Origin of the sequence: Leptolyngbya sp. ST-U4, from assembly GCF_039962215.1 — a bacterium.
In the GTDB taxonomy this organism is placed as follows: Bacteria; Cyanobacteriota; Cyanobacteriia; order Elainellales; family Elainellaceae; genus Leptolyngbya_A.
Genome location: NZ_JAMPKZ010000014.1, coordinates 43667 through 63111, shown reverse-complemented (window position 1 = coordinate 63111; position 19445 = coordinate 43667). Strand labels below are relative to the sequence as shown.

Sequence of the window (19445 nt, the reverse complement as noted above, 5' to 3'; positions counted from 1 at the left end):
GTCCTATCTCTTTAGGTAGAAGAGAACCGATCGCTCCTCTGACTAATATCCAAATATTGGAGGAATCGAACCATGCAGTCCTTTTCCTTTGGGGGCTGCTTTTTTGCTGTCAATTTGATTGCAGGTTCGGGTTGCTATTGCTTTTTGCTCTTCACAGTTTGGCGACGACTCTAACTTTTTAAGCCTCTTCTTACCGGATGATTTGTCGATCGCCTGTATCCTGGATAAATAGGCAAAGCATCAGCCGGTAAAGGTTCTGTATCGGTAAGGATTGTGTGTTGGCAAAGCCTAACGCACCCGAGGCTTACAATCGGCTAATCCTGAGTCAAAAATAGGTTTTTATTCATTCTTCTGGACGCAGTTCACGAAGGTTGCTCAATTTAATCCATTTAATTGAACGATCCGCAAACCGTAAGCTCTGAAAACCAATCATTTATCAATCTTTGGTCACTTTGCAGCAAACAGTTGACCCCAGCTCAAGCTTAAGGATAGTTTAGAATCGGTGTTTTGCTGATACGCCCTCTTTCGATCGAGGGATATAGAGCTTTAGTTGCCCTGTTCTAGCTGTTTTGCGAGTCAGGATCATCGGGGTTATTTTATGCAACTCAAGAAACTGCTCCTGGTTGGACTGCTGTTCACGCTGTTTCAAGGCTTACGGGGCACTGCATTAGCAGATAACATCCTGGGCTTTAAAAATCATCTGATTGCCCAGCAAAATCAATCGGCTGACAGCCCCTCCCCTGAAACAATCGAGCCAGGCCAAAACGATACGCTTCCGCCCATTCCGCAGCCGCGTCTTTCATCGCTGATTTTGCCGCTGCCGCCACTGCTGATGCCCGATCTGCTGATGCCGCCGTATAATTTTCCGTCTTTTAACAGTCAGCGGCTTGACCAGGAACTTCACCTCTATAGCCGCTACCTCCGCACATTTGGCAAACCTGATGTGCTGATTATTGGTAGCTCTCGAGCGCTTCAGGGCATTGATCCGATCGCGCTTCAGGAAGGATTAGCAAAGCGAGGCTATCCAGGGCTAAAAGTGTTTAACTTTGGCATCAATGGGGCAACGGCTCAGGTAATCGATGTGCTGCTGAACGACATTCTGCTGCCCGAACAGTTGCCGCGCCTAGTGATCTGGGGAGACGGGTCGCGGGCGTTTAATAGCGGTCGTCCCGATATTACCTATAACGGCATTATTGCTTCAGAAGGCTATCGGCGCGTGCAGCAGGGCGATCGTCCGATTCCGCCGCGCAGCCAGTGGATGGCTCTCACGCTGCAAGCAAATCAAAAAACTAGCCAAAATGCGTCCAGCCGCCCGACCCGTCCACCGCTGCCACCCGACCTCACCCCAAACGGATTTGAAGTGATTCCCGGTCGGTTTGACCCACAGACCTATTTTCGCCGCTTTCGCAGAGTTCCTGGCCAGTTTGACGGTGACTATCAAAACTTTCAGCTTACAGGCAGCCAGCTTCAGTCCACGCTCTTGGTTGCCCGGTTCGCACGCGAGCAGCAAATTCGTCTGGTGTATGTGAATCTGCCCTTAACTGAGTATTATCTAGACTCACTTCGTCGCCGCCACGAGCAGCAGTTTCGCCAGCACATGCAGCGCGTTGCCGATCGCCATCAGTTTACATTTGTCGATTTGAGCCAGCGATCAGAGCTGATGCAAAACCAGTACTTTGTTGACCCAAGCCATATTAACGCTGCAGGGGCAAGGGCAATGGCTCTAGCTCTGGCAGCAGACAATCGCATTCCCTGGGAAGTTGTGCGATCGTCTGAGTCACAAACATCTGAATCACAAACGCCCTGAGCAGGCTAAGTGCTAGATGATGTTGCGATGGCTGGGCTTCCCGCTCGTGCTAGCACCAAACCATCGCCTGGAAATTAGGGGCTATTCCGGCTGAGGCAGACCAAACACCTGGGCAAACACCTTGCCAACTTTATAGCCCGAATCGATCGACTCTAGCGGGTCTTTCCGCAAACGGTGGCGCAGTGCCATCACGATAATGCGCTGAATGTCTTCGACCGTTACTTCTGCTCGTCCTTCCAGGGCAGCGAGAGCTTTTGCAGTGCGGTTGGTCACGATATCGCCGCGCAGTCCGTCTACATCCAGCTCCGCGCAGACCTGGGAAATTTTGATCTTCAAGTCCTGATCAATCTTCACCGAAGGCAGCAGCGTTTGGGCGTTGATCAGCTTTTGTTGCAGGGCATCTTGCTCCACCTGATATTTTTCCAGAAAGCTCTCCGGGTCTTGGTCAAAGTCCGATCGCTGTTCCACAATTTGCACCCGCAGGGCTGGCTCTTTCACCGTGCGGATTTCGGCATGTAAGCCAAAGCGATCGAGCAACTGGGGACGCAGTTCGCCTTCTTCCGGGTTGCCAGAACCAACCAGCACAAATCTTGCCGGGTGGCGAATCGAAATGCCTTCTCGTTCGACTGTATTCCAGCCCGATGCGGCAGAGTCAAGCAGCACATCAACTAGGTGGTCGTCGAGCAAATTTACCTCATCCACATAAAGAATGCCGCGATTTGCCTGCGCTAGCAGTCCCGGTTCAAATGCCTTCACGCCTTCAGAAAGGGCTTTTTCAATGTCGATCGTGCCGCAGACTCGATCCTCGGTTGCGCCGAGCGGCAGGTCGATCATCGTTACTTTTTTCTTGGCAGTCTGGATTGGTTCTCCTGCTTCAATCTGCTGCTTGACGGCATCGCTCATCAAGCCCGTATCGCTCGGATGGCTATTGAACGGATCGCCTGCGACCACATCAATTTCAGGCAACACATCTGCCAGGGCACGAATTGTCGTGGATTTTCCGGTTCCCCGGTCGCCCATGATCATCACGCCCCCGATCTTGGGGTCAATGACGTTGAGAAGCAACGCAAGCTTCATTTCTTCCTGACCCACGATCGCGGTGAAGGGGAAAACGGCGCGGCGGGTCGCAGCTTTGGCAGAGGGGCTGGCTGAAACAGTGGGACTCACAGAACTACCTGTAATGACAACAAAGTATAAATAACCGTTATCTATTGTGACATAAGAGGAGAGATGCAAACGGGAAGAAACCTTACAGGAAGTCAGGCTCTACACCTGTACAGCAGTTTGCTCGATCGGTTTCTCTTCCCGAATCGGCGGACGCAGCGTGATGTATGCCAGCGGACCGAGTAGCGGAATTAGCGACACTGCCCAAAAAATTCGACGGTCAGACAATCCGCGTCGTGCCATATCGTCTGGCAACAGGACGGGAAACAAAAGACAGAGCAGGCAAAAGTCGAGGCTCATGACGTGAACAAAGCGGCTCGTTTGCCACTGCTGAATAAAATTGCTCCAGTCGCCCGCAGTAATGCCGTATATCAGTAAACCGATCGCCCCCACTGCAACAAAGCCTCCGGTAATGCGAGAATCGAGCAGCTTCAGCAGCCAGTTCTTCTGCCCGGTAAAGGTCGGATTCGATCGCCGCAGTGCCAGATAAGGCAGAATCGAAAAGACGCCAACGCCAAACGAAAAAGATGCAAATAACCACGCTGGAGCCTTTTGCCCACGACCGTCTAGAAACATCACTGACGCATAAAGCAGCGGCACGATACCCAGGATATTAAACAGCGCGATCACTAACGGGTTAATGCCGTCCCAGTTGCCGCTAATCAAGTCTTGAATAAGATTAAGAGTGTCGGGCTGATTTGGTGGCGCAAACAAAAAGGCGTAGAGGATAAAGCTAGCCCAGAGCAGCCAGAGCGCAACTTGTAGCATGATCAATAATTTGTCAGAGATACTTTTTCCTGATTCTCTAATAAAGCCTACAGCAAGCCCTTATCCCGTAGATAGACTTCAACCGCAGCACGGATTAACTGCTGGCGATCGGCTCTTTCACGCAAGATGGAATCGACTTCGGCAGAAAAGCGAACGGCAATCGTGTTGCCTAACGGCTTTTCTCCATACTTCGGTTTTTGCTGTGCTAGAAATTCGGGAGTTTGTACAGGCTTCGGATTTGCCATGGTCGATGCTGCCTTAAAACAAAGAATGAAGGTTAGGTGACTTGAATCTGACTGAGATCGCTTGAATCGTTAGAGGAAGCTGTCGTCTAGCTTGCCCAGGACAGAATCACCAGTAACAGAAGAAGGAAGCGTATGAATCAAAACCCGCAAAATTACGGCATTGTTCTCGTGACCGCCGCCTCGCAGTCAGAAGCAGAAACGATCGCAGAAGGGCTAGTGGCAGCTCGTTTGGCAGCTTGTGTTAGTCTGACCCCGATTCGATCGATTTACACCTGGAAGGGGGAGGTGCATCGCGATCAGGAATGGCAGCTTGTGATCAAAACCGACCTGCGGCAATTTAACCAGCTCGAAGCAAAAGTCTACGAACTTCACTCCTACGAAGTGCCCGAAATCATTGCCCTGCCGCTAGTCCACGGGTCAGCTCCCTACCTTGCCTGGATTGCAGAACAGGTTGGAAACCAAAGGGATTAAAGACTGACTACCCATCTCTGAACGTCCTTGCTTCAAGCTTTACTCCCTGAGCTGTAAAAGAGCTTTGAAGCGGAGCTTGGAAACCTGTAGGCTTTGAAATCAATCAAAAAATTTGGTCTCCCATTTCCTCAAATGGGACACAGTGCAGCCCGATCTTGAACCTGCGTTTGAAACTCAACCAATTTAGAACTCAACCAATTGGACTGAATCAGGATCTGACTGACTCAAGCTATCTAAATCAAGATATGCGGTACAAAAGACGTACAGCAAGACAAGAGAGATAAAGTATGGGCAGTGAGGGACTCGAACCCGCGACATCCTGCTTGTAAGGCAGGCGCTCTACCAACTGAGCTAACCGCCCGCGCATTGGTTGCACGATTATTAATACTAGCAGACCAAGCGCATTTGTCAAACAGTTTTTCCGGCGGAGGCTATCCGGGCTAAAGGACGATCGCGCTTGAGGGCGCACTTCGCTGCAATGTTCTTACCGAAGCTCGGAGCCGATCGCGATTCCACCTCGATTCACCCCTCGAACCACCATTCCTTCTGGCAAAGAAAAAGTTTGCGCCAGATCGCTGAGCGGGTTTTCCTGCAGTTCTGGTGGGTCTGTCAAGTTTTGGTTGATTTGCTCCGCGGTCAGATTGAACGCTTCGGCACGATCAGCTCTGGGGGCATTGGGCGATCGGGCTTCGACGGTCAAATCGGCTGCGCTGCCCTCCGTTGAAAAAACAATGGGTGCAACAGCATCATCAACGCTCGTAGGCATTAGGGCAGGTTGAGGCCCAAAGGAAACCGCAGGGGACACGGCGGCAGGCATCGCTTCAGAAACGTTTGCCCAGGCAAGCAGACTGCTGAAAGAGAGACAAAAAGCTGCAACAGAAATAAGTGACAACTTCATAGTGGCGATACTAAACCCGATATCCATAGGATAATCACAGAGTTCAAAATTGCGACCTGAATTTCTGCGGATTCTCGAATAAAATCTTGTTACCCAGTGCAAAACAAATCCTAATCGGTAGCCTGCGCCACACTTATGCCTTCTGGTCGCACCCACGATCGCATTACCCTCTGGACTTTGCCTCTGGTTGCCATTTTGAGTCTGGCAGTCACTCGCCAGAGTCCCTTCACCTTAAGCCTCTGTGCCGGATTTTTGTTCGGCGGACTGATGCTCGGTCCCGATCTAGATATTTACTCGATTCACTATAAACGCTGGGGCTGGTTGCGCTGGATCTGGATTCCCTATCGCGGCAGTTTGAAGCATCGATCGCCCTTTTCCCACGCGCCAATTACCGGAACCGTGCTGCGGGTTATCTATTTGCTGGCATGGCTGGGTTTGTTGGGGTTGGGCATGATTGCAATCGTGAATGAGCTATGGCAAATGGGCTGGACGTGGGGCGAGATTGGGCAGGTGATGCAGCAAAGCCTCTGGCAATATCGCTGGGAAATCCTCGGATTTGCGATCGGGCTGGAGATTGGCGCGTTTAGCCATTACACGGCAGATTGGAGCCTTTCGACCTATAAGCAGGTGAAGAAGAAGGGCTGGCGGGCAGTTTTGGGGCGATCGAAGGGGAAGAAGAAGAAAAAAAAGTAGGGAAGGAAATCAGAGGATGGGGGAATCAGGGGGTGAGGAAATGAGGAGAGCTACAATCCTAAGAAGCGGCTGCGAGCAAGCTGGGTGAGGAGTTAGGGGTTTTGCAGGGTGGTAGTTTGGAATTTTGCGAGTGTGAGTATGACTGATTTTGTTGATCGATCGAGAATGCTTACCAATTTGCAGCGGCTGATAGAGGTGGTAGCGCAGCTTCGATCGCCGGAAGGAGGGTGTCCGTGGGATCTGGCACAAACGCCGGAGTCGCTCACGCCTTACGTGCTGGAGGAGGCATACGAAGTTGTAGACGCCATTCGGCAGGGTCAGCCGGAGTCGATTGCGGATGAGTTGGGAGATTTGCTGCTGCAAGTCGTGCTTCAGGCACAAATTTTTAGCGAGGCGGGACAGTTTGATTTGGCAAGGGTGGCAGAGTTGATTACAGAAAAGCTGATTCGGCGGCATCCCCATGTGTTTGGAGAAGTCGAAGTCGAGAGCGTTGATCAAGTAAAGCAAAATTGGGAGCAAATCAAGGCAGCCGAGGAGCAAGCCCATCCGCAGGAACCCGTGATGCTCAGCCCCAAGCTAAGCCGCTATGCTCGCTCACTTCCGCCCTTAACCGCTGCAATGAAAATTTCTCTCAAGGCAGCGGGGGTTGGCTTTGAGTGGGAGAACGTGGAAGGAGTTTGGGCAAAGTTTCACGAGGAGCTGGGAGAATTCGAGCAGGCGTTGCAGTCGGAGCCGAAGGAAAATCAGCAGGCAGAACTGGGCGATTTGCTATTTACGATCGTCAACCTGGCACGCTGGTATGATCTCGACCCGGAAGAGGCTATGCGCGGTACAAACGATCGATTTATTCGGCGGTTTTCCCAGGTTGAGCAGGCATTGGGCGGCGGACGATCGCTGGCAGACTACACCCTGGACGAATTAGAGCAGCTTTGGCAGCAGGCAAAGGCAAACCTGAAGCAGGAACAGGGCTAGCCTTACACTTTGCTTCCAGGACGCTGAATCACTCGCTCCATCACGCGCCGTCGATCGCGCGGGTCAATGCCCACCAATCGCACATAGTCGTTTTGATGTTCTCGCAGACAGGTTTCTAAGTCATTCATCGCGGCTGAAGCACTGCCGTCGACACTGCTGTAGCACTGCCAGGAATTGGTGCGGAATCGCCGTTCGTCCACATACTCGATGGCGATGCGATAGCCATTGTCCGCCAGTTCTTGAATCTGCTGCCCTGCTTCTGCCGTCAAATTGCTGGGGCTGCCTTGCGATCGCCCAGAATAGCCATTCCCAGAAGGAGGACTGGAAGCATTGCCCGCATAAGCTGCCGGAGCAGACCCGCCATTTCCAGAAGACGATCGATCTGCAATTCCCCTAACCGGCGATCGACTCGTCGGAGCAGTGGGAGCGGTGTAGGTTGACGTTTCTGCTGGTTCCTGATGCAGCGAAGCGTGGTATTGCTGCACCAGCCGGAGTTCCTGAATGCGCTGCTGTTCGCGAACGAGCTGCGTTCCCAGTTCAATTAGGTGTGGCAGGCTGAAATCGGGCGGACGAAATTCGGGCAAGGCTTCAGTGCTATTGACCACGCGCAGCGAAATCCGCTCGATACCCACGGATTCGATAAACTGTCGCACCTGCTCATCGTACAGCCGCGAATGCAGCGCGCTATAAAAGTCGATCGACTGAGTGGGAAAGGTATCCACTAACTGTTCAATCGTGCTGCGCGACACTTGATCCTCGGAAAAAATGCCGCTCACAATGCCAATGCGATCGTCACGATCAGGTTCCCAGTAGAATTTCTCCATTCGTCCATCCCGAATCAGCGGGGCATAAAGCGTCGAGAGGTCGTTGCCCGTGACGATGATTGGAATGCGCTGGATTGGCTGGGAGTCATAGCTGCCGGGAAGCTGCACATTAGTGGGATTATCGGCAATATTCATCAGCGTGCCTGCCACAAGCTGAGTGTTGACCGTGTATTGCGTCGCTTGATCAACCCGCCCCATTCCAGCATCAATGTCGTTGATGATCAAGACTGCCATTCGTCCTCGCACTTTGCTTAGATCTGCTGCCTCCCGGTAGCGTAAGCGAATCAGCCGCGCCGGATCACCTGCATCGGGGCTTTCTAGCTCTCCTGCCGACATATAAACGGCTTCAGCACCCATCCGCTCAAACGCCAGATCGCACTGAAACGATTTGCCTTCGCCCTTGCGCCCATGGACTCCTAGAATTAGCGGTACTTTGACCCTGGGCAGGTCAAGAAAGTTTTTTGTGATGTGGATCGCCAGCTTGTCGAGAAAGCGCGGAGAAAGGTAGTAGCTCATGGAAATGGGGTGAGGAATACAGCTCGAAGTCTTGATTTTTCTTAGAAAATAAATGCGGGAACGATTACCCAACTCCTTTAATTATTCCAGAAACGCTTCATTAAATTTATAAATTTGATAGTTTTTGCAAAAGGAAAAGTACCCACTGGGGTACTGCGGTGATTCATTTGAAATTTGAAAATAGAAGATAAGTTTACTGAATCAAACAGTGACTCTGAAGAGGAGAAACACGAGTGCAATTCAACCGCAAATCAGAAAAGCTAGATAAAGAAAAAATAATTTCACTCTAAATTTTCTGAAATAGTTCGGCGATGAATTGAATCTCTTTTTCAGTCATTCGCTATCTCGTTCATCCACAAGCGTCATCACACAATCGTTACCAGGAGAAGATCATGGCTTTTTATATTACAACTGATACCGAAAACATTGCTAAAGTTGAGTTCAAAAGCAATCCCGATCGCAGCAATCTTGCAGTTGGCTGGAATGGCAATACGCTGTTAATCACTGACCTGCCGGCTGGCATTGGGGCTGCGCTGGCAACCCTGGCGGGTTTCGGTGGAATCGGACTTCCGGCAAAGGAACTGTACATCGAAATCGATCGCAATCCGGCAACTTTCCCAAGCGGTCGCGGGACTTATCTGGAAGCAGCCTATGCCGGACGGATTGAAATTCGGAATCCGATCGGGGTTGAGCGCGAAGTCATGGCAAGTCGTTAATTAATGTTCCCTTAGGCTGGAGAATTGATGTTATGAAATAAGGGGCTTTTGCCCCCTTTTTTTGTTTTTTTATTGATGCAGTTTTGCTATTTCCGTCTACACACTCACCGCGACTTTTTCTAGTTCGGGGCTGTATTTGCCTACACTGGCAGCACTATTGCATCTCGCCCGCAGCGCAAGTGCCTTTTGAGCCGTCGGAACGTTTTCAGGTTTGCCCATCCAGGCTTGCATTGCCGCTTGCTGAAGGGCACGTCCATAGGAAAAAGTCAGCTTCCAGGGAAGTTTGCCGCCATAAAGGACGTTCATCCTATTCAGGTGTTCAGTGGCTTGCTGATCGGTTTGTCCACCCGAAAGGAAGGCGCAACCCGGAACCGAGGCGGGCACACAGTCGAGCAAACACTTCACCGTCGCCTGAGCCACTGCTTCAACGCTAGCTGGCTGCGAACTGGTTTGACCAGAAATCACCATGCTGGGCTTTAGCACCATTTGATCGAGCGCAATCCCGTAGCGGTGCAGCTCATAAAACACGGTTTTCAGAACTTCCTCATGCACAGCGTAGCTGCGTTCCAACGTATGATCACCGTCCATTAAAACTTCAGGTTCGACGATCGGCACTAGTCCCCCTTCCTGACAAATTCCGGCATAGCGGGCCAGTGCGTGAGCATTTGCTTCGATGCAGCGACGAGTGGGAATGCCCTCCCCAATCGTGATCACTGCCCGCCATTTGGCAAACCGTGCGCCTAGTTCGTAGTATTCTCTGACGCGATCGCGCAGTCCGTCCAGTCCTTCAGTAACAAGCTCGTTGGGAGACTTTGCCAGAGGTTTTGCCCCCGCGTCGAGTTTAATACCGGGGATAATGCCTTGATTGCTGAGCAACTGCACAAAGGGAGTTCCGTCGGCGGTCGATTGTCGGATTGTTTCGTCAAACAGAATAACGCCGCTAAAGAAATCGCCAATTCCGGGCGTGGTAAACAGCATTTCTCGATAGGCGCGACGCATTTCTTCGGTCGTGGGAATGCCGAGTTTTTGAAATCGCTTGTTTGCAGTGCCAAAGCTTTCATCGGCTGCCAAAATGCCTTTGCCCGTTACCACCATTGCCTGTGCTGTGGCTCGTAGCTCGTTCTCAAACATGGCTGACGCTCCATCATGCTTGTACCCATTCCTTCTAGATCATCTCGATTCAAAACGTCATCAATCCTGAGCAGCATTCTGCAATCGGAGCCTGCTCAAAAAACAACCGACAGCCCCTGAATTGGGGAGAATCTTTATCGGCGTGAGGTGCGGGTTTCAGTGCCATTTGGATCAGGCACAGGCGTTCCGGTAATCTGAGCAATTTGCTCCGCTGTGATCGATCGCACCAAGCGCACGGGCAAATCAGGACGGCTGATTAACTGCGCGTAGGCAGATTCCAGATAGGGGGTGTAGCCGGGGCGATCGGCAACGTAGGTTTGCAAAAAGGCAACGCTGAGGCTTCGCAGATAGGTTTGTGCCAGCAGTGGATTGGGTCCGACGATCTGGGGCGGCAGTTCAACCAGATCTTCTGATCGGGTTTCGTCTTTGCTGATCGTTGAGAAGTGCGTGCCACCTTGCAGCATGACCAGATATTTGTTGGGCGTGGTGAGCCAGCTATAGGGCACAATTTGCTCCAGCAATGCCGGACTGACCGTATCCGCACTGCTGCTCACCAGCATGACGGGAATTTGAATCGCGGCGAAATCCGCTGCACCGATCAAACTGCTGCCGATTGGATTAATCGCAATAATGGCTTTGACGCGATCGTCCTTTAAGTTAGGAATCGGTAAGGACAGCTCAGCGGCGCGACATTGCAGCAGCAGGGATAAGTTCAGGGTTTCCGACTCCGATCGAGCGCATTCCTCCGTGAGTTGAGCCGAATTAATCCTGCCGCCTGCCAGAGCCAGAGCCGTGTAGCCACCCAGCGATTGACCGATCACGCCCACCTGCTGCACGTTAAAGCGTCCGCGAAATCGGGGATTGTTTCGATTCAGGGCATCCAATCGATTAAGCAGATATTTAATATCGAGCGGGCGATCGATAAACTCGTTGGGGGAAGTAACCTGGCTGGCACTCCCGGAAATCAAAGCCTGAAGCTGTTGAGCGTTGCTGCCCGGATGTTCGGGTACGGCAACCACAAAACCGTGCGAGGCAAGCTGGCGGGCAAGATAGCCATAGCTCGTGCGATCGGAGCCTAAGCCGTGGGAAATCACGATGAGCGGAGCTGCTGTCACCTGAGCCTGAGCCTGGGTCTGGGGCAGGTAAAGGTCTACCGGAAAGCTGCGATTTCGGCGGCGATCGTTTAGCTCCAACGTGTTTTTCTGCCAGGTATATTCTCCAGGACGGCGCAGATCGGGCAAAACCGCAAACTCTACCGTCGATTGGGTACTGGCTTCCTGATCTGCCTGCTGCTCGACCAGGGCAATCGCGGCTTGCGTTTGGCGAATTAGGGCTGACAGGTCTCCGGCGATTCGCAGCGTCTCGGTTAAATCAATGCGAATTTCCTCATGAGGAAAACTGTCAAGGACATTGAGCAGCGATAAACCTTCTGGCTCAGAGGCAGCAAGAATTAGTGCCGATCGAATCGCATAAAACCCGGACAGGTTGGATTCCGTCCGAATCACATTGCCGAGGCGATTGAGCAGAATTTCACCCTGCTTGGTGTAAAGAAACTGCGCCACTGCAACCGGAGATAGCTCGGCTCTGGCATTAAGAACTTGCCGCAACTGGGCAAGCTGTTCGTTGTTGATGAAGGGTCCGTAGCTTCGCAGGTCAGCATCGATCGTTCCTTCCTCGGCATAAACGCGCAGCGAATCCACTGGAAGCGATCGCGCCAGCAATCCGTAGGACAATATCAGGCGATCGGCACTCCAGGCGGCCCCTGCCGACAGCGTGAACGGAAACAGGGCAAGACCGACGATTAGCCCTCCAGAGAACCGTGAAGCAACCGCTTGCAGCCAGCGAGACGGACGAAGCAATGCAGGAAAGTGCGCCATAGGATTTCGCCTGGAGATTGCCCACAGAGGGCTGATAGGACTGTAGCCACTATTCGTTTAAGGATGCAATTAGTTCAAGCAATTGCGCCTCCGACAATTGGGTGATCCCGAGTTTTTGTGCTTTTTCCAGCTTCGATCCGGCATCTTCGCCCACGACGAGATAATCCGTTTTCTTGCTCACAGAATCGCTTACTTTGCCGCCTGCCTGCTGAATCATCTCTTTTGCCTCGTCGCGCTTGAGGCTGGGCAATGTGCCTGTCACAACAAAGGTTTTTCCGACCAATCTGCCCAATTTGGAACGAACCGACGTGGTATCGCTGGCAAGCTGAAGTCCGGCGCCTTTGAGGCGATCGATCAGCGCCAGGTTTGCCGGAACCCGAAACCACTGATACACCGCCTGAGCAATTTCATCCCCAATTCCGTAGATTGCAGCAATGTCTGCGATTTCTGCCTGCGCCAGCGCATCAACGGTGGGAAAATTTTCGACCAGGGTTTGGGCGTTGACGCTGCCAATATGCCGAATACCCAAGCCATACAGCACTCTTGCCCAAGGCTGCTGCTTGCTGCGATCGATCGCCTCTACCAGATTTTGCGCCGACTTTTTGCCCATGCGCTCTACCTGCATCAGTTGCTCCACGGTCAGGCAATACAAATCCGCAACCGTATGAATCAGCCCATGATTCACAAATTGCAGCACCCACTTTTCGCCCAGTCCGCGAATATCCAGTGCCCCTTTAGAAGCCCAGTGAATCATCGCCTCGCGCAAAATCGCCGGACAGGACACATTCACGCAGCGCGTCACCGCTTCATCCTCCTCGCGCATCAGCGGTTGGCTGCATTCCGGGCAGCAGGTAGGCATCTGAAACGGCAGAGCCTCTGGAGGACGCAGCTCAGGCAGCACCCGCAGCACTTCCGGGATAATTTCCCCCGCCTTTCGCACAATCACCGTATCTCCAATACGAATATCCAGCTCCGCCACTCGGTCGGCATTGTGCAGCGTTGCCCGCGAAACGGTTGTGCCCGCTAACTGCACCGGACGCAATTCAGCAAGCGGCGTAACAGCTCCGGTTCGTCCCACATTGACGCTGATATTTTCTACGATCGTTGGAGCTTCTTCCGCCGGATACTTCAGCGCAACTGCCCAGCGCGGAAACTTTTGAGTAAAGCCCAGCTTTTGCTGGAGTGCCAGCGAGTTAAGCTTCACTACCACGCCATCGGTCATATAAGGCAGCGTCAGCCGTTCCGTTGAGAAGCGATCGTAGTAATCTCCCACTTCTTCCAGCGACTTGCAGCGCACACGATTCGGGTTCACCTTGAACCCCATCTGAGACAGCACATCGAGCGAGTCAATCTGCGTCTGGGGGATTCTGATTTCAGCGTTAGAGCGCGGTTGCTTCGCAGTTTGCTGAAGGAGCGATCGTCCGTCTGACCCTTCATTAAACAGTCCAAGCTGTCCGTCTAAATCAGCAGCAGGTCGGCTCTCCTCTTCCTGTACCCCTTCGCTCACCATTCCAGGAATTTGCAGCGTATAGGCAAAAAAATCGAGCCGCCGCTTTGCTACCACCCGCGAGTCAAGCTGCCTGAGAGTGCCTGCGGTCGCATTCCTGGGATTCGCAAACAACGCTTCGCCTGCCTGCTCTCGTTCGCGGTTAATTTGCTCAAACACTTCCAGCGACAAAAACGCTTCGCCCCGCACTTCTACGATCGGTGGCGGGTTGTCCAGATTTAAACGCAGGGGAATCGATCGAATCGTTTTCACATTTTGCGTAATTTCTTCCCCAGTAATGCCGTCGCCTCGCGTTGCCCCCCGCACCAGCACTCCGTTTTCATAGGTCAAAGCCAGCGCATTGCCATCAATCTTCAGCTCACACCCATATTCACACGACTCCACCTCAGGCACAACTCGTCGCCAGCGTTCCTGCCAGTTGGCAAACTCCGCCATGTTAAACGCGTTTTCCAGGCTGTAAAGCGGAATATTATGCTTAACAGAATTAAACCGTGCTGCGGGTCTTTCCCCCACACGCTGCGTTGGGCTATCAAGCGTAATCAGCTCTGGATGCTGCTGTTCCAGCTCTTGCAGTTCCCGATAAAGGCGATCATAAACTTCATCAGGAAGGCTGGGATTATCCAATACGTAATAGTCGTAACTTGCCTTTCGCAGCAGCTTTCGCAGTTCTTCAATTCTTTGCTGGACAGAAATTTGGGGGGTGGCTTGAGAATTCACAGGCTGTTGAGTCGCGGACATAGGAGGAAAGCGAGTGACATTGGGCGATCGGAGATATTTCTCCAAGAGTGCCTATTTAATGTATGCCATCAGGGGCGATTGGGAACCTCCGTACTACAGCAGATCTTCTAATTCAGGAAGAGGTTTGAAGCATATTAGGGAAGTGGTAAAGTCCCTGAAGTCCTTCTAGCTAAAGCTACAGTGTCGATCGCAGTTGGGTAAGACCAGTTAAGCTAGCAACGTTAGCGACGGTTCGAGGTTTTACAGCCGCTTAAATTCCTCAATGCTGGGCGACTTTGAATGGAAAATCGATCGGCTCCTCCAGCATTACCAGCCTTTAGGGTTGGGGCGAATCGCCAGCCGAGTTGTCAGATATCGTGACTGATATGGACACAGGAGCCAACTTTAGAAGACACCAAATCTTGCAGGCTTTCCTTTCCCATCAGAGCGTTCTACAACTTAAAATCCCCCAGCGTTAGAGAATTTAGGGGACTGCAAAACCTTAACCACCAACCGTACAACTTCTGAAATACTCCTTAAAATGCCCTTCACCTATCAACGCACCATTCGGTTTAGTGACACTGATGCTGCCGGAGTCGTTTATTTCGCAAATATCCTCTCGATCTGCCACGAAAGCTATGAGGCGTTATTAGCATCCGGCGGAATTGATTTAAACGAATTTTTTTCGGCTCGATCGATCGCCGTTCCGATCGTTCATGCCAGCATTGACTTTTTACATCCAATGCGCTGTGGCGATGTATATCAAGTTCACCTTCAGCCGATCGAAATTAAAGCCAGCAAGTTCAGGTTGAACTATTCGATCGCCTCAACGAATCAAACGTCATCAAATCAAATTGCAGCCGCTGCTCATACCATTCATGTCTGCGTTAAAACCGATCGTCGAGAGAAAACAGAATTGCCTGAATCCCTACGGCTATGCCTGCTTCAGGCGATTGAATCAGCTTGACAGAATGACCACGTCCTGCATGGAAATTCAATTAAATGATTTAATATTTCTTAAGATCAGCAGCAGTCAAGACATTCACCGTGACGCAAAACGTGAAACGCTGATCAGGCAAACAGAAGCAACAAATCTAGTCTGTCTTCCGCTTCATCAATCGACAAATATATAAACAATCGTTATCTATAAACTAAGAAGATTCAAATATACACTTATTACATTCCTGATATATTTTTGAATGAACCCGTGAACAGGGCAGACATAAAGATAATATTAAGGTTGCCAGTTGATTTGCCCTGACTCAAGACTGACTGGATCAGCACTACAGAATTTTTGTGGCTGTTGGTAGCCCATGTTGGTAGCCCAATAATTGGTTGGCGCATACTTGCCTGTTTGACGCAATCGCTTTAAGGATCGCGTCTGCAAGCTGCGTGTGAGCAGGGTAGGGTTTCTATGTTCGGATTTCGCGTTCGGATCGAAGTGATTCACAGGAAGGGAAATCATGTCGTACTCTCAAACTAAAACCCAGACTAAAGCTGGGTATCAGGCAGGTGTAAAAGATTATCGCCTGACCTACTACACGCCCGACTACACGCCGAAGGATACAGACATCCTGGCAGCGTTCCGTGTGACTCCTCAGCCTGGAGTTCCTTACGAAGAAGCTGGTGCAGCCGTTGCCGCAGAATCCTCAACCGGAACCTGGACCACCGTTTGGACAGACCTGCTGACGGATCTCGATCGCTATAAGGGTCGCTGCTACGACATCGAACCCGTTCCTGGCGAAGATAACCAGTTCATCGCATACATTGCTTATCCGCTGGATCTGTTCGAGGAAGGCTCTGTCACCAACATGCTCACCTCGATCGTGGGTAACGTGTTTGGTTTCAAAGCCCTGAAAGCCCTGCGTCTGGAAGACCTGCGGATTCCCGTGGCTTACCTGAAGACGTTCCAGGGACCGCCCCATGGTATTCAGGTTGAGCGCGACAAGATCAACAAATACGGTCGTCCGCTGCTGGGCTGTACCATCAAGCCGAAGCTCGGTCTCTCTGCGAAGAACTACGGTCGTGCAGTGTATGAGTGTCTGCGCGGCGGTCTAGACTTTACCAAAGACGACGAAAACATTAACTCGCAGCCGTTCCAGCGGTGGCGCGATCGTTTCACCTTCGTCGCTGAGGCAATTCACAAAGCCCAGGCTGAAACGGGTGAAATCAAAGGTCACTACCTGAACGTGACGGCTGCAACCTGTGAAGACATGCTGAAGCGCGCCGAGTATGCCAAAGAACTCGGAATGCCCATCATCATGCACGACTTCCTGACGGCAGGCTTCACCGCGAACACAACCCTGTCGAAGTGGTGCCGGGACAATGGGGTTCTGCTTCACATCCACCGCGCAATGCACGCCGTGATCGATCGTCAGAAGAACCACGGGATGCACTTCCGCGTTCTGGCGAAGTGTCTGCGGATGTCGGGCGGTGACCACATCCACACTGGAACGGTTGTGGGTAAGCTGGAAGGCGACCAGGCAGTGACTCTGGGCTTCGTGGATCTGCTGCGTGAAAACTATGTGGAGCAAGATCGCTCGAAGGGAATTTACTTCACTCAGGACTGGGCTTCGATGCCGGGCGTGATGGCGGTCGCATCGGGTGGTATTCACGTATGGCACATGCCTGCACTGGTTGAAATCTTCGGCGACGACTCCGTGCTTCAGTTCGGTGGTGGTACGCTGGGTCACCCCTGGGGTAATGCGCCTGGTGCAACGGCTAACCGCGTGGCTCTGGAAGCTTGTGTCCAGGCTCGGAACGAAGGTCGTAACCTGATGCGTGAAGGCGGCGACATTATCCGTGAGGCTTGCCGTTGGTCACCTGAGCTGGCTACCGCTTGCGAACTGTGGAAGGAAATCAAGTTCGAGTTTGAAGCACAAGACACTATCTAAGAGGCGAAGATGAAGGATGCAGGACAGAGAGCGAATTGCAGCCTCCTTCTGAACCGACAGAAATAAGCTGTTATTCTTACCTCATGCTTCATCCTTCATTCATCCGTCTCCTATGGATCTCAGGCAAATTGCCAAAGATACTGCCAAAACGCTCATTAGCTACCTCACCTATCAAGCGATGCGAACGGTGGCTGCTCAACTGGATGAGACTGATCCGCCGAGGGCACTCTGGCTCCGTCAGTTCTCGACTAGAGCGGGTGTCCAGGATGGTGAAGCGTTTTTACGATCGCTGTTTCGCGAACGACAAGAACTGGCATTTCGGATTCTAACCGTTCGAGAACATATCGCGGAGGAAATTGCAGAGGTGCTGCCCGAAATGCTGCGATCGACGATTCAGCAAGCGAATATCGAGCAGCGTCGTCAGCAGCTTGAACGCATGACGCAAGTAAGCGTTGATGGAACCAATCCTGATCAGGCAAGCAATCCTGCTGCCCCCCGTTTAGAAAACACCTCTGATAGTGAGTCTAACGAGTAGCGTTTAGCAAATGCCGTTGAGCAAAAGGCAACTCAAGATTTGCTCCTTGTAAACCTAAAACCTGAACTGATCAATCATGAAGACTTTACCTAAAGAGCGGCGTTACGAAACTTTTTCTTATCTGCCTCCGCTCAGCGATGCGCAAATTTCCCGTCAGATCCAGTACACAATCGATCAAGGCTATTTTCCCTGTATCGAGTTCAACGAAGACTCTGCAGCTGAGATGTATTACTGGACAATGTGGAAGCTGCCTCTGTTCAACGCTCGCAGCCCTCAGGAAGTGCTGAGCGAAGTGCAGCAGTGCCGCTCTGAGTTCCCCAACTGCTACATCCGCGTAGTTGCGTTTGACAACATCAAGCAGTGCCAGGTAATGAGCTTTATCGTTCACAAGCCCGGTTCCAACAACTATCGCTACTAAGGGTTAAGTTCGTTCTTCAATTGAGCCAATCGTAAATAAAAAGGGGGTAGGCTTTCCTATCTCCTTTTTTGTTTTTCAGGAATCACAAGTTGATTTAGCTGCAATAAAAGGCGGTCTGATTCGATTCTCGTTATACCAATTCTCTAAATTTGGGTGACAGATAGAGCATGCAGTATGGACTGGCGTCTCGTAATTGCTACAACTATCTCAGGGGTCAGTACTTCCAGTCGTTCTCTCAACTGCTGACGTAACTGGTCAAGGGTTGCTGGTAAGCTCCAACGCAATCGTCGCTTCAGATATTGCCACACTTGCTCAATCGGGTTCAGCTCAGGACAATGAGGGGGTTGAAACAACAGAATAATATTGTTGGGAACCTTCAAGCGCTTGGCTTTGTGAAAACCACCATTGTCCAATCGAATAATTAAAAAATCATCCTTGAACTGGTCAGAGACTAAATTCAAAAACACTGGGAAGCAATCGGTGTTGAGATGAGAAAACTCAAAGAAAAAATGCTCCCCCATTTTCGGTTCCACAATGCCATAAAGTAAGTTGCTTGAAATTGCCATTGCACCTGTCCCATTGGTGCAAGCGGTAATACACCAGTTTATGCACCGTTTTATACTTTGCCTCAATCCCTAACTGACTCTCCAACCAGTCGCAAATTGCTTGATACCCATCAAAGCCTTGCGGTTCCTCTAAGCGTTTCTGCAATGCTTTCTCTGCCCATGCAGGAATCGCACGTCGTCTCCCTGAAGACGTTTTGCGCTTGAGCAACTCAGCGATGCCGCCTTTTCGGTACAATCGCAGCCACTCCTGTAATGTCGCTCGGTGCCGCCTCAACATAGATGCGGCTTCCTGCCCTGTTGGAGCTTGCTTGCTTTTGAGTAAGTACAGCAAGTGAATTCGTTCTTTGCCGGATGCTGTTTTCTGCTCTCTCAACAACTGCTTGAGGTCCGCTTTACTCTCTTGGATTTCCAGTTTGTAAATCCCTGCCATACTCTACGATTGAACTCTCTACCAGTCTTATATCATCTGTCGTCTACTCTCGCAGAATTGGTATTACTTAGTGATTAGGATCGACCACGTTTGGCAACTCACCTTATCCAGTTCATCCAACATCGAATTCCTACAATGGTTACTATTGTCTAACCAACGAGGAAAAGGGGGGTAAGGGGCGTACCTTCGCAGGGGAGGACGATCGCTATCAAATAAAAAGGGATGAATTTCTCTAATTCACCCCTTAAAGTCTATAGTCTACTGTTTCGGAGCCGCTTACGTAGCCATTGCTATCC

19 protein-coding genes and 1 tRNA gene are annotated in these 19445 nt (G+C 51.3%); 9 read left to right on the top strand and 11 right to left on the bottom strand.

Features of this window, described 5'->3' with window-relative positions; translation table 11 throughout:
- Positions 1 to 598: 598 nt before the first annotated feature.
- Positions 599 to 1807, top strand: coding sequence for a hypothetical protein (locus NDA02_RS18810; RefSeq protein ID WP_348255639.1), 1209 nt, complete (start codon positions 599 to 601; stop codon positions 1805 to 1807).
- 81 nt (positions 1808 to 1888) lie between these two features.
- Here NDA02_RS18810 and bchI read toward each other — a convergent pair whose 3' ends face one another.
- From bchI to NDA02_RS18795, 3 genes are all read right to left on the bottom strand, one after another.
- Entirely contained in the window at positions 1889 to 2974 is a 1086-nt protein-coding gene (gene bchI / locus NDA02_RS18805) for a magnesium chelatase ATPase subunit I (protein WP_190792490.1), read from the bottom strand.
- 99 nt (positions 2975 to 3073) lie between these two features.
- Positions 3074 to 3742 carry a DUF2834 domain-containing protein gene (locus NDA02_RS18800; protein WP_190792500.1) on the bottom strand — a complete coding sequence of 223 codons (669 nt, stop codon included), beginning with the start codon at positions 3740 to 3742 and terminating at the stop codon, positions 3074 to 3076.
- A gap of 44 nt (positions 3743 to 3786) precedes the next feature.
- Entirely contained in the window at positions 3787 to 3984 is a 198-nt protein-coding gene (locus tag NDA02_RS18795; RefSeq protein ID WP_190792491.1) for a hypothetical protein, read from the bottom strand.
- 132 nt (positions 3985 to 4116) lie between these two features.
- On the opposite strand from NDA02_RS18795, the gene cutA reads away from it, so the two are divergent.
- A complete protein-coding gene (gene cutA / locus NDA02_RS18790; protein WP_190792492.1) occupies positions 4117 to 4455 on the top strand; it encodes a divalent-cation tolerance protein CutA in 339 nt (112 codons plus the stop codon).
- A 288-nt stretch (positions 4456 to 4743) separates the two neighbouring features.
- On the opposite strand, the gene NDA02_RS18785 is transcribed toward cutA, so the two are convergent.
- Both NDA02_RS18785 and NDA02_RS18780 read right to left on the bottom strand, forming a co-directional pair.
- Positions 4744 to 4816: transfer RNA gene (locus NDA02_RS18785), tRNA-Val, on the bottom strand.
- Between the two features lie 123 nt (positions 4817 to 4939).
- Positions 4940 to 5353 carry a hypothetical protein gene (locus NDA02_RS18780; protein WP_190792493.1) on the bottom strand — a complete coding sequence of 138 codons (414 nt, stop codon included), beginning with the start codon at positions 5351 to 5353 and terminating at the stop codon, positions 4940 to 4942.
- A 135-nt stretch (positions 5354 to 5488) separates the two neighbouring features.
- Here NDA02_RS18780 and NDA02_RS18775 point away from each other — a divergent pair, with 135 nt between their 5' ends.
- Both NDA02_RS18775 and mazG read left to right on the top strand, forming a co-directional pair.
- A complete protein-coding gene (locus tag NDA02_RS18775; protein WP_190792494.1) occupies positions 5489 to 6046 on the top strand; it encodes a metal-binding protein in 558 nt (185 codons plus the stop codon).
- A 138-nt stretch (positions 6047 to 6184) separates the two neighbouring features.
- Positions 6185 to 7018 carry a nucleoside triphosphate pyrophosphohydrolase gene (gene mazG / locus NDA02_RS18770; RefSeq protein ID WP_190792495.1) on the top strand — a complete coding sequence of 278 codons (834 nt, stop codon included), beginning with the start codon at positions 6185 to 6187 and terminating at the stop codon, positions 7016 to 7018.
- Positions 7019 to 7020: 2 nt separating this feature from the next.
- Here the strand turns inward: mazG and NDA02_RS18765 are convergent, their stop codons facing one another.
- Positions 7021 to 8358: a ribulose bisphosphate carboxylase small subunit gene (locus tag NDA02_RS18765; protein WP_190792496.1), complete on the bottom strand. Its 1338-nt coding sequence runs from the start codon at positions 8356 to 8358 to the stop codon at positions 7021 to 7023.
- Between the two features lie 392 nt (positions 8359 to 8750).
- Between NDA02_RS18765 and NDA02_RS18760 the strand changes: the two genes are divergently transcribed.
- Positions 8751 to 9074, top strand: coding sequence for a hypothetical protein (locus NDA02_RS18760; protein WP_190792497.1), 324 nt, complete (start codon positions 8751 to 8753; stop codon positions 9072 to 9074).
- A gap of 96 nt (positions 9075 to 9170) precedes the next feature.
- Here NDA02_RS18760 and NDA02_RS18755 read toward each other — a convergent pair whose 3' ends face one another.
- The 3 genes from NDA02_RS18755 to ligA form a co-directional block, all read right to left on the bottom strand.
- Complete coding sequence (locus NDA02_RS18755) at positions 9171 to 10205, bottom strand: class I fructose-bisphosphate aldolase (RefSeq protein ID WP_190792498.1); 1035 nt, start codon at positions 10203 to 10205, stop codon at positions 9171 to 9173.
- Positions 10206 to 10339: 134 nt separating this feature from the next.
- A complete protein-coding gene (locus NDA02_RS18750) occupies positions 10340 to 12082 on the bottom strand; it encodes an alpha/beta hydrolase (RefSeq protein WP_190792499.1) in 1743 nt (580 codons plus the stop codon).
- Positions 12083 to 12131: 49 nt separating this feature from the next.
- The gene (ligA, locus tag NDA02_RS18745) at positions 12132 to 14327 is read right to left on the bottom strand and encodes an NAD-dependent DNA ligase LigA (protein ID WP_348255638.1); all 2196 of its coding nucleotides are present in this window, start codon (positions 14325 to 14327) and stop codon (positions 12132 to 12134) included.
- Between the two features lie 520 nt (positions 14328 to 14847).
- Here ligA and NDA02_RS18740 point away from each other — a divergent pair.
- From NDA02_RS18740 to NDA02_RS18725, 4 genes are all read left to right on the top strand, one after another.
- A complete protein-coding gene (locus NDA02_RS18740) occupies positions 14848 to 15273 on the top strand; it encodes a thioesterase family protein (protein ID WP_190794559.1) in 426 nt (141 codons plus the stop codon).
- A gap of 496 nt (positions 15274 to 15769) precedes the next feature.
- Complete coding sequence (locus NDA02_RS18735) at positions 15770 to 17200, top strand: form I ribulose bisphosphate carboxylase large subunit (protein ID WP_190794560.1); 1431 nt, start codon at positions 15770 to 15772, stop codon at positions 17198 to 17200.
- Between the two features lie 112 nt (positions 17201 to 17312).
- On the top strand, positions 17313 to 17735 hold the full coding sequence (locus NDA02_RS18730) for a chaperonin family protein RbcX (RefSeq protein WP_190794561.1): 423 nt from the start codon (positions 17313 to 17315) through the stop codon (positions 17733 to 17735).
- A gap of 76 nt (positions 17736 to 17811) precedes the next feature.
- Positions 17812 to 18153, top strand: coding sequence for a ribulose bisphosphate carboxylase small subunit (locus tag NDA02_RS18725; protein WP_190794562.1), 342 nt, complete (start codon positions 17812 to 17814; stop codon positions 18151 to 18153).
- Between the two features lie 143 nt (positions 18154 to 18296).
- On the opposite strand, the gene NDA02_RS18720 is transcribed toward NDA02_RS18725, so the two are convergent.
- Both NDA02_RS18720 and NDA02_RS18715 read right to left on the bottom strand, forming a co-directional pair.
- Positions 18297 to 18719 (bottom strand): transposase, encoded by a 423-nt coding sequence (locus NDA02_RS18720; RefSeq protein ID WP_199296853.1) that lies wholly within the window; start codon positions 18717 to 18719, stop codon positions 18297 to 18299.
- Positions 18652 to 19149, bottom strand: coding sequence for a helix-turn-helix domain-containing protein (locus NDA02_RS18715; RefSeq protein WP_199296854.1), 498 nt, complete (start codon positions 19147 to 19149; stop codon positions 18652 to 18654). Before NDA02_RS18715 ends, NDA02_RS18720 begins: the two co-directional genes overlap by 68 nt.
- Between the last annotated feature and the right edge of the window lie 296 nt (positions 19150 to 19445).

Bases quoted from the DNA above. Each gene is read 5' to 3' on its own strand.
- NDA02_RS18750 (WP_190792499.1), bottom strand. From the start codon at position 12,082: ATGGCGCACTTTCCTGCATTGCTTCGTCCGTCTCGCTGGCTGCAAGCG.
- NDA02_RS18720 (WP_199296853.1), bottom strand. From the start codon at position 18,719: ATGGCAATTTCAAGCAACTTACTTTATGGCATTGTGGAACCGAAAATG.
- ligA (WP_348255638.1), bottom strand. From the start codon at position 14,327: ATGTCCGCGACTCAACAGCCTGTGAATTCTCAAGCCACCCCCCAAATT.
- NDA02_RS18780 (WP_190792493.1), bottom strand. From the start codon at position 5,353: ATGAAGTTGTCACTTATTTCTGTTGCAGCTTTTTGTCTCTCTTTCAGC.
- NDA02_RS18725 (WP_190794562.1), top strand. From the start codon at position 17,812: ATGAAGACTTTACCTAAAGAGCGGCGTTACGAAACTTTTTCTTATCTG.
- NDA02_RS18760 (WP_190792497.1), top strand. From the start codon at position 8,751: ATGGCTTTTTATATTACAACTGATACCGAAAACATTGCTAAAGTTGAG.
- NDA02_RS18740 (WP_190794559.1), top strand. From the start codon at position 14,848: ATGCCCTTCACCTATCAACGCACCATTCGGTTTAGTGACACTGATGCT.
- cutA (WP_190792492.1), top strand. From the start codon at position 4,117: ATGAATCAAAACCCGCAAAATTACGGCATTGTTCTCGTGACCGCCGCC.
- NDA02_RS18715 (WP_199296854.1), bottom strand. From the start codon at position 19,149: ATGGCAGGGATTTACAAACTGGAAATCCAAGAGAGTAAAGCGGACCTC.
- NDA02_RS18730 (WP_190794561.1), top strand. From the start codon at position 17,313: ATGGATCTCAGGCAAATTGCCAAAGATACTGCCAAAACGCTCATTAGC.
- NDA02_RS18775 (WP_190792494.1), top strand. From the start codon at position 5,489: ATGCCTTCTGGTCGCACCCACGATCGCATTACCCTCTGGACTTTGCCT.
- NDA02_RS18810 (WP_348255639.1), top strand. From the start codon at position 599: ATGCAACTCAAGAAACTGCTCCTGGTTGGACTGCTGTTCACGCTGTTT.
- NDA02_RS18795 (WP_190792491.1), bottom strand. From the start codon at position 3,984: ATGGCAAATCCGAAGCCTGTACAAACTCCCGAATTTCTAGCACAGCAA.
- NDA02_RS18765 (WP_190792496.1), bottom strand. From the start codon at position 8,358: ATGAGCTACTACCTTTCTCCGCGCTTTCTCGACAAGCTGGCGATCCAC.
- mazG (WP_190792495.1), top strand. From the start codon at position 6,185: ATGACTGATTTTGTTGATCGATCGAGAATGCTTACCAATTTGCAGCGG.
- NDA02_RS18735 (WP_190794560.1), top strand. From the start codon at position 15,770: ATGTCGTACTCTCAAACTAAAACCCAGACTAAAGCTGGGTATCAGGCA.
- NDA02_RS18755 (WP_190792498.1), bottom strand. From the start codon at position 10,205: ATGTTTGAGAACGAGCTACGAGCCACAGCACAGGCAATGGTGGTAACG.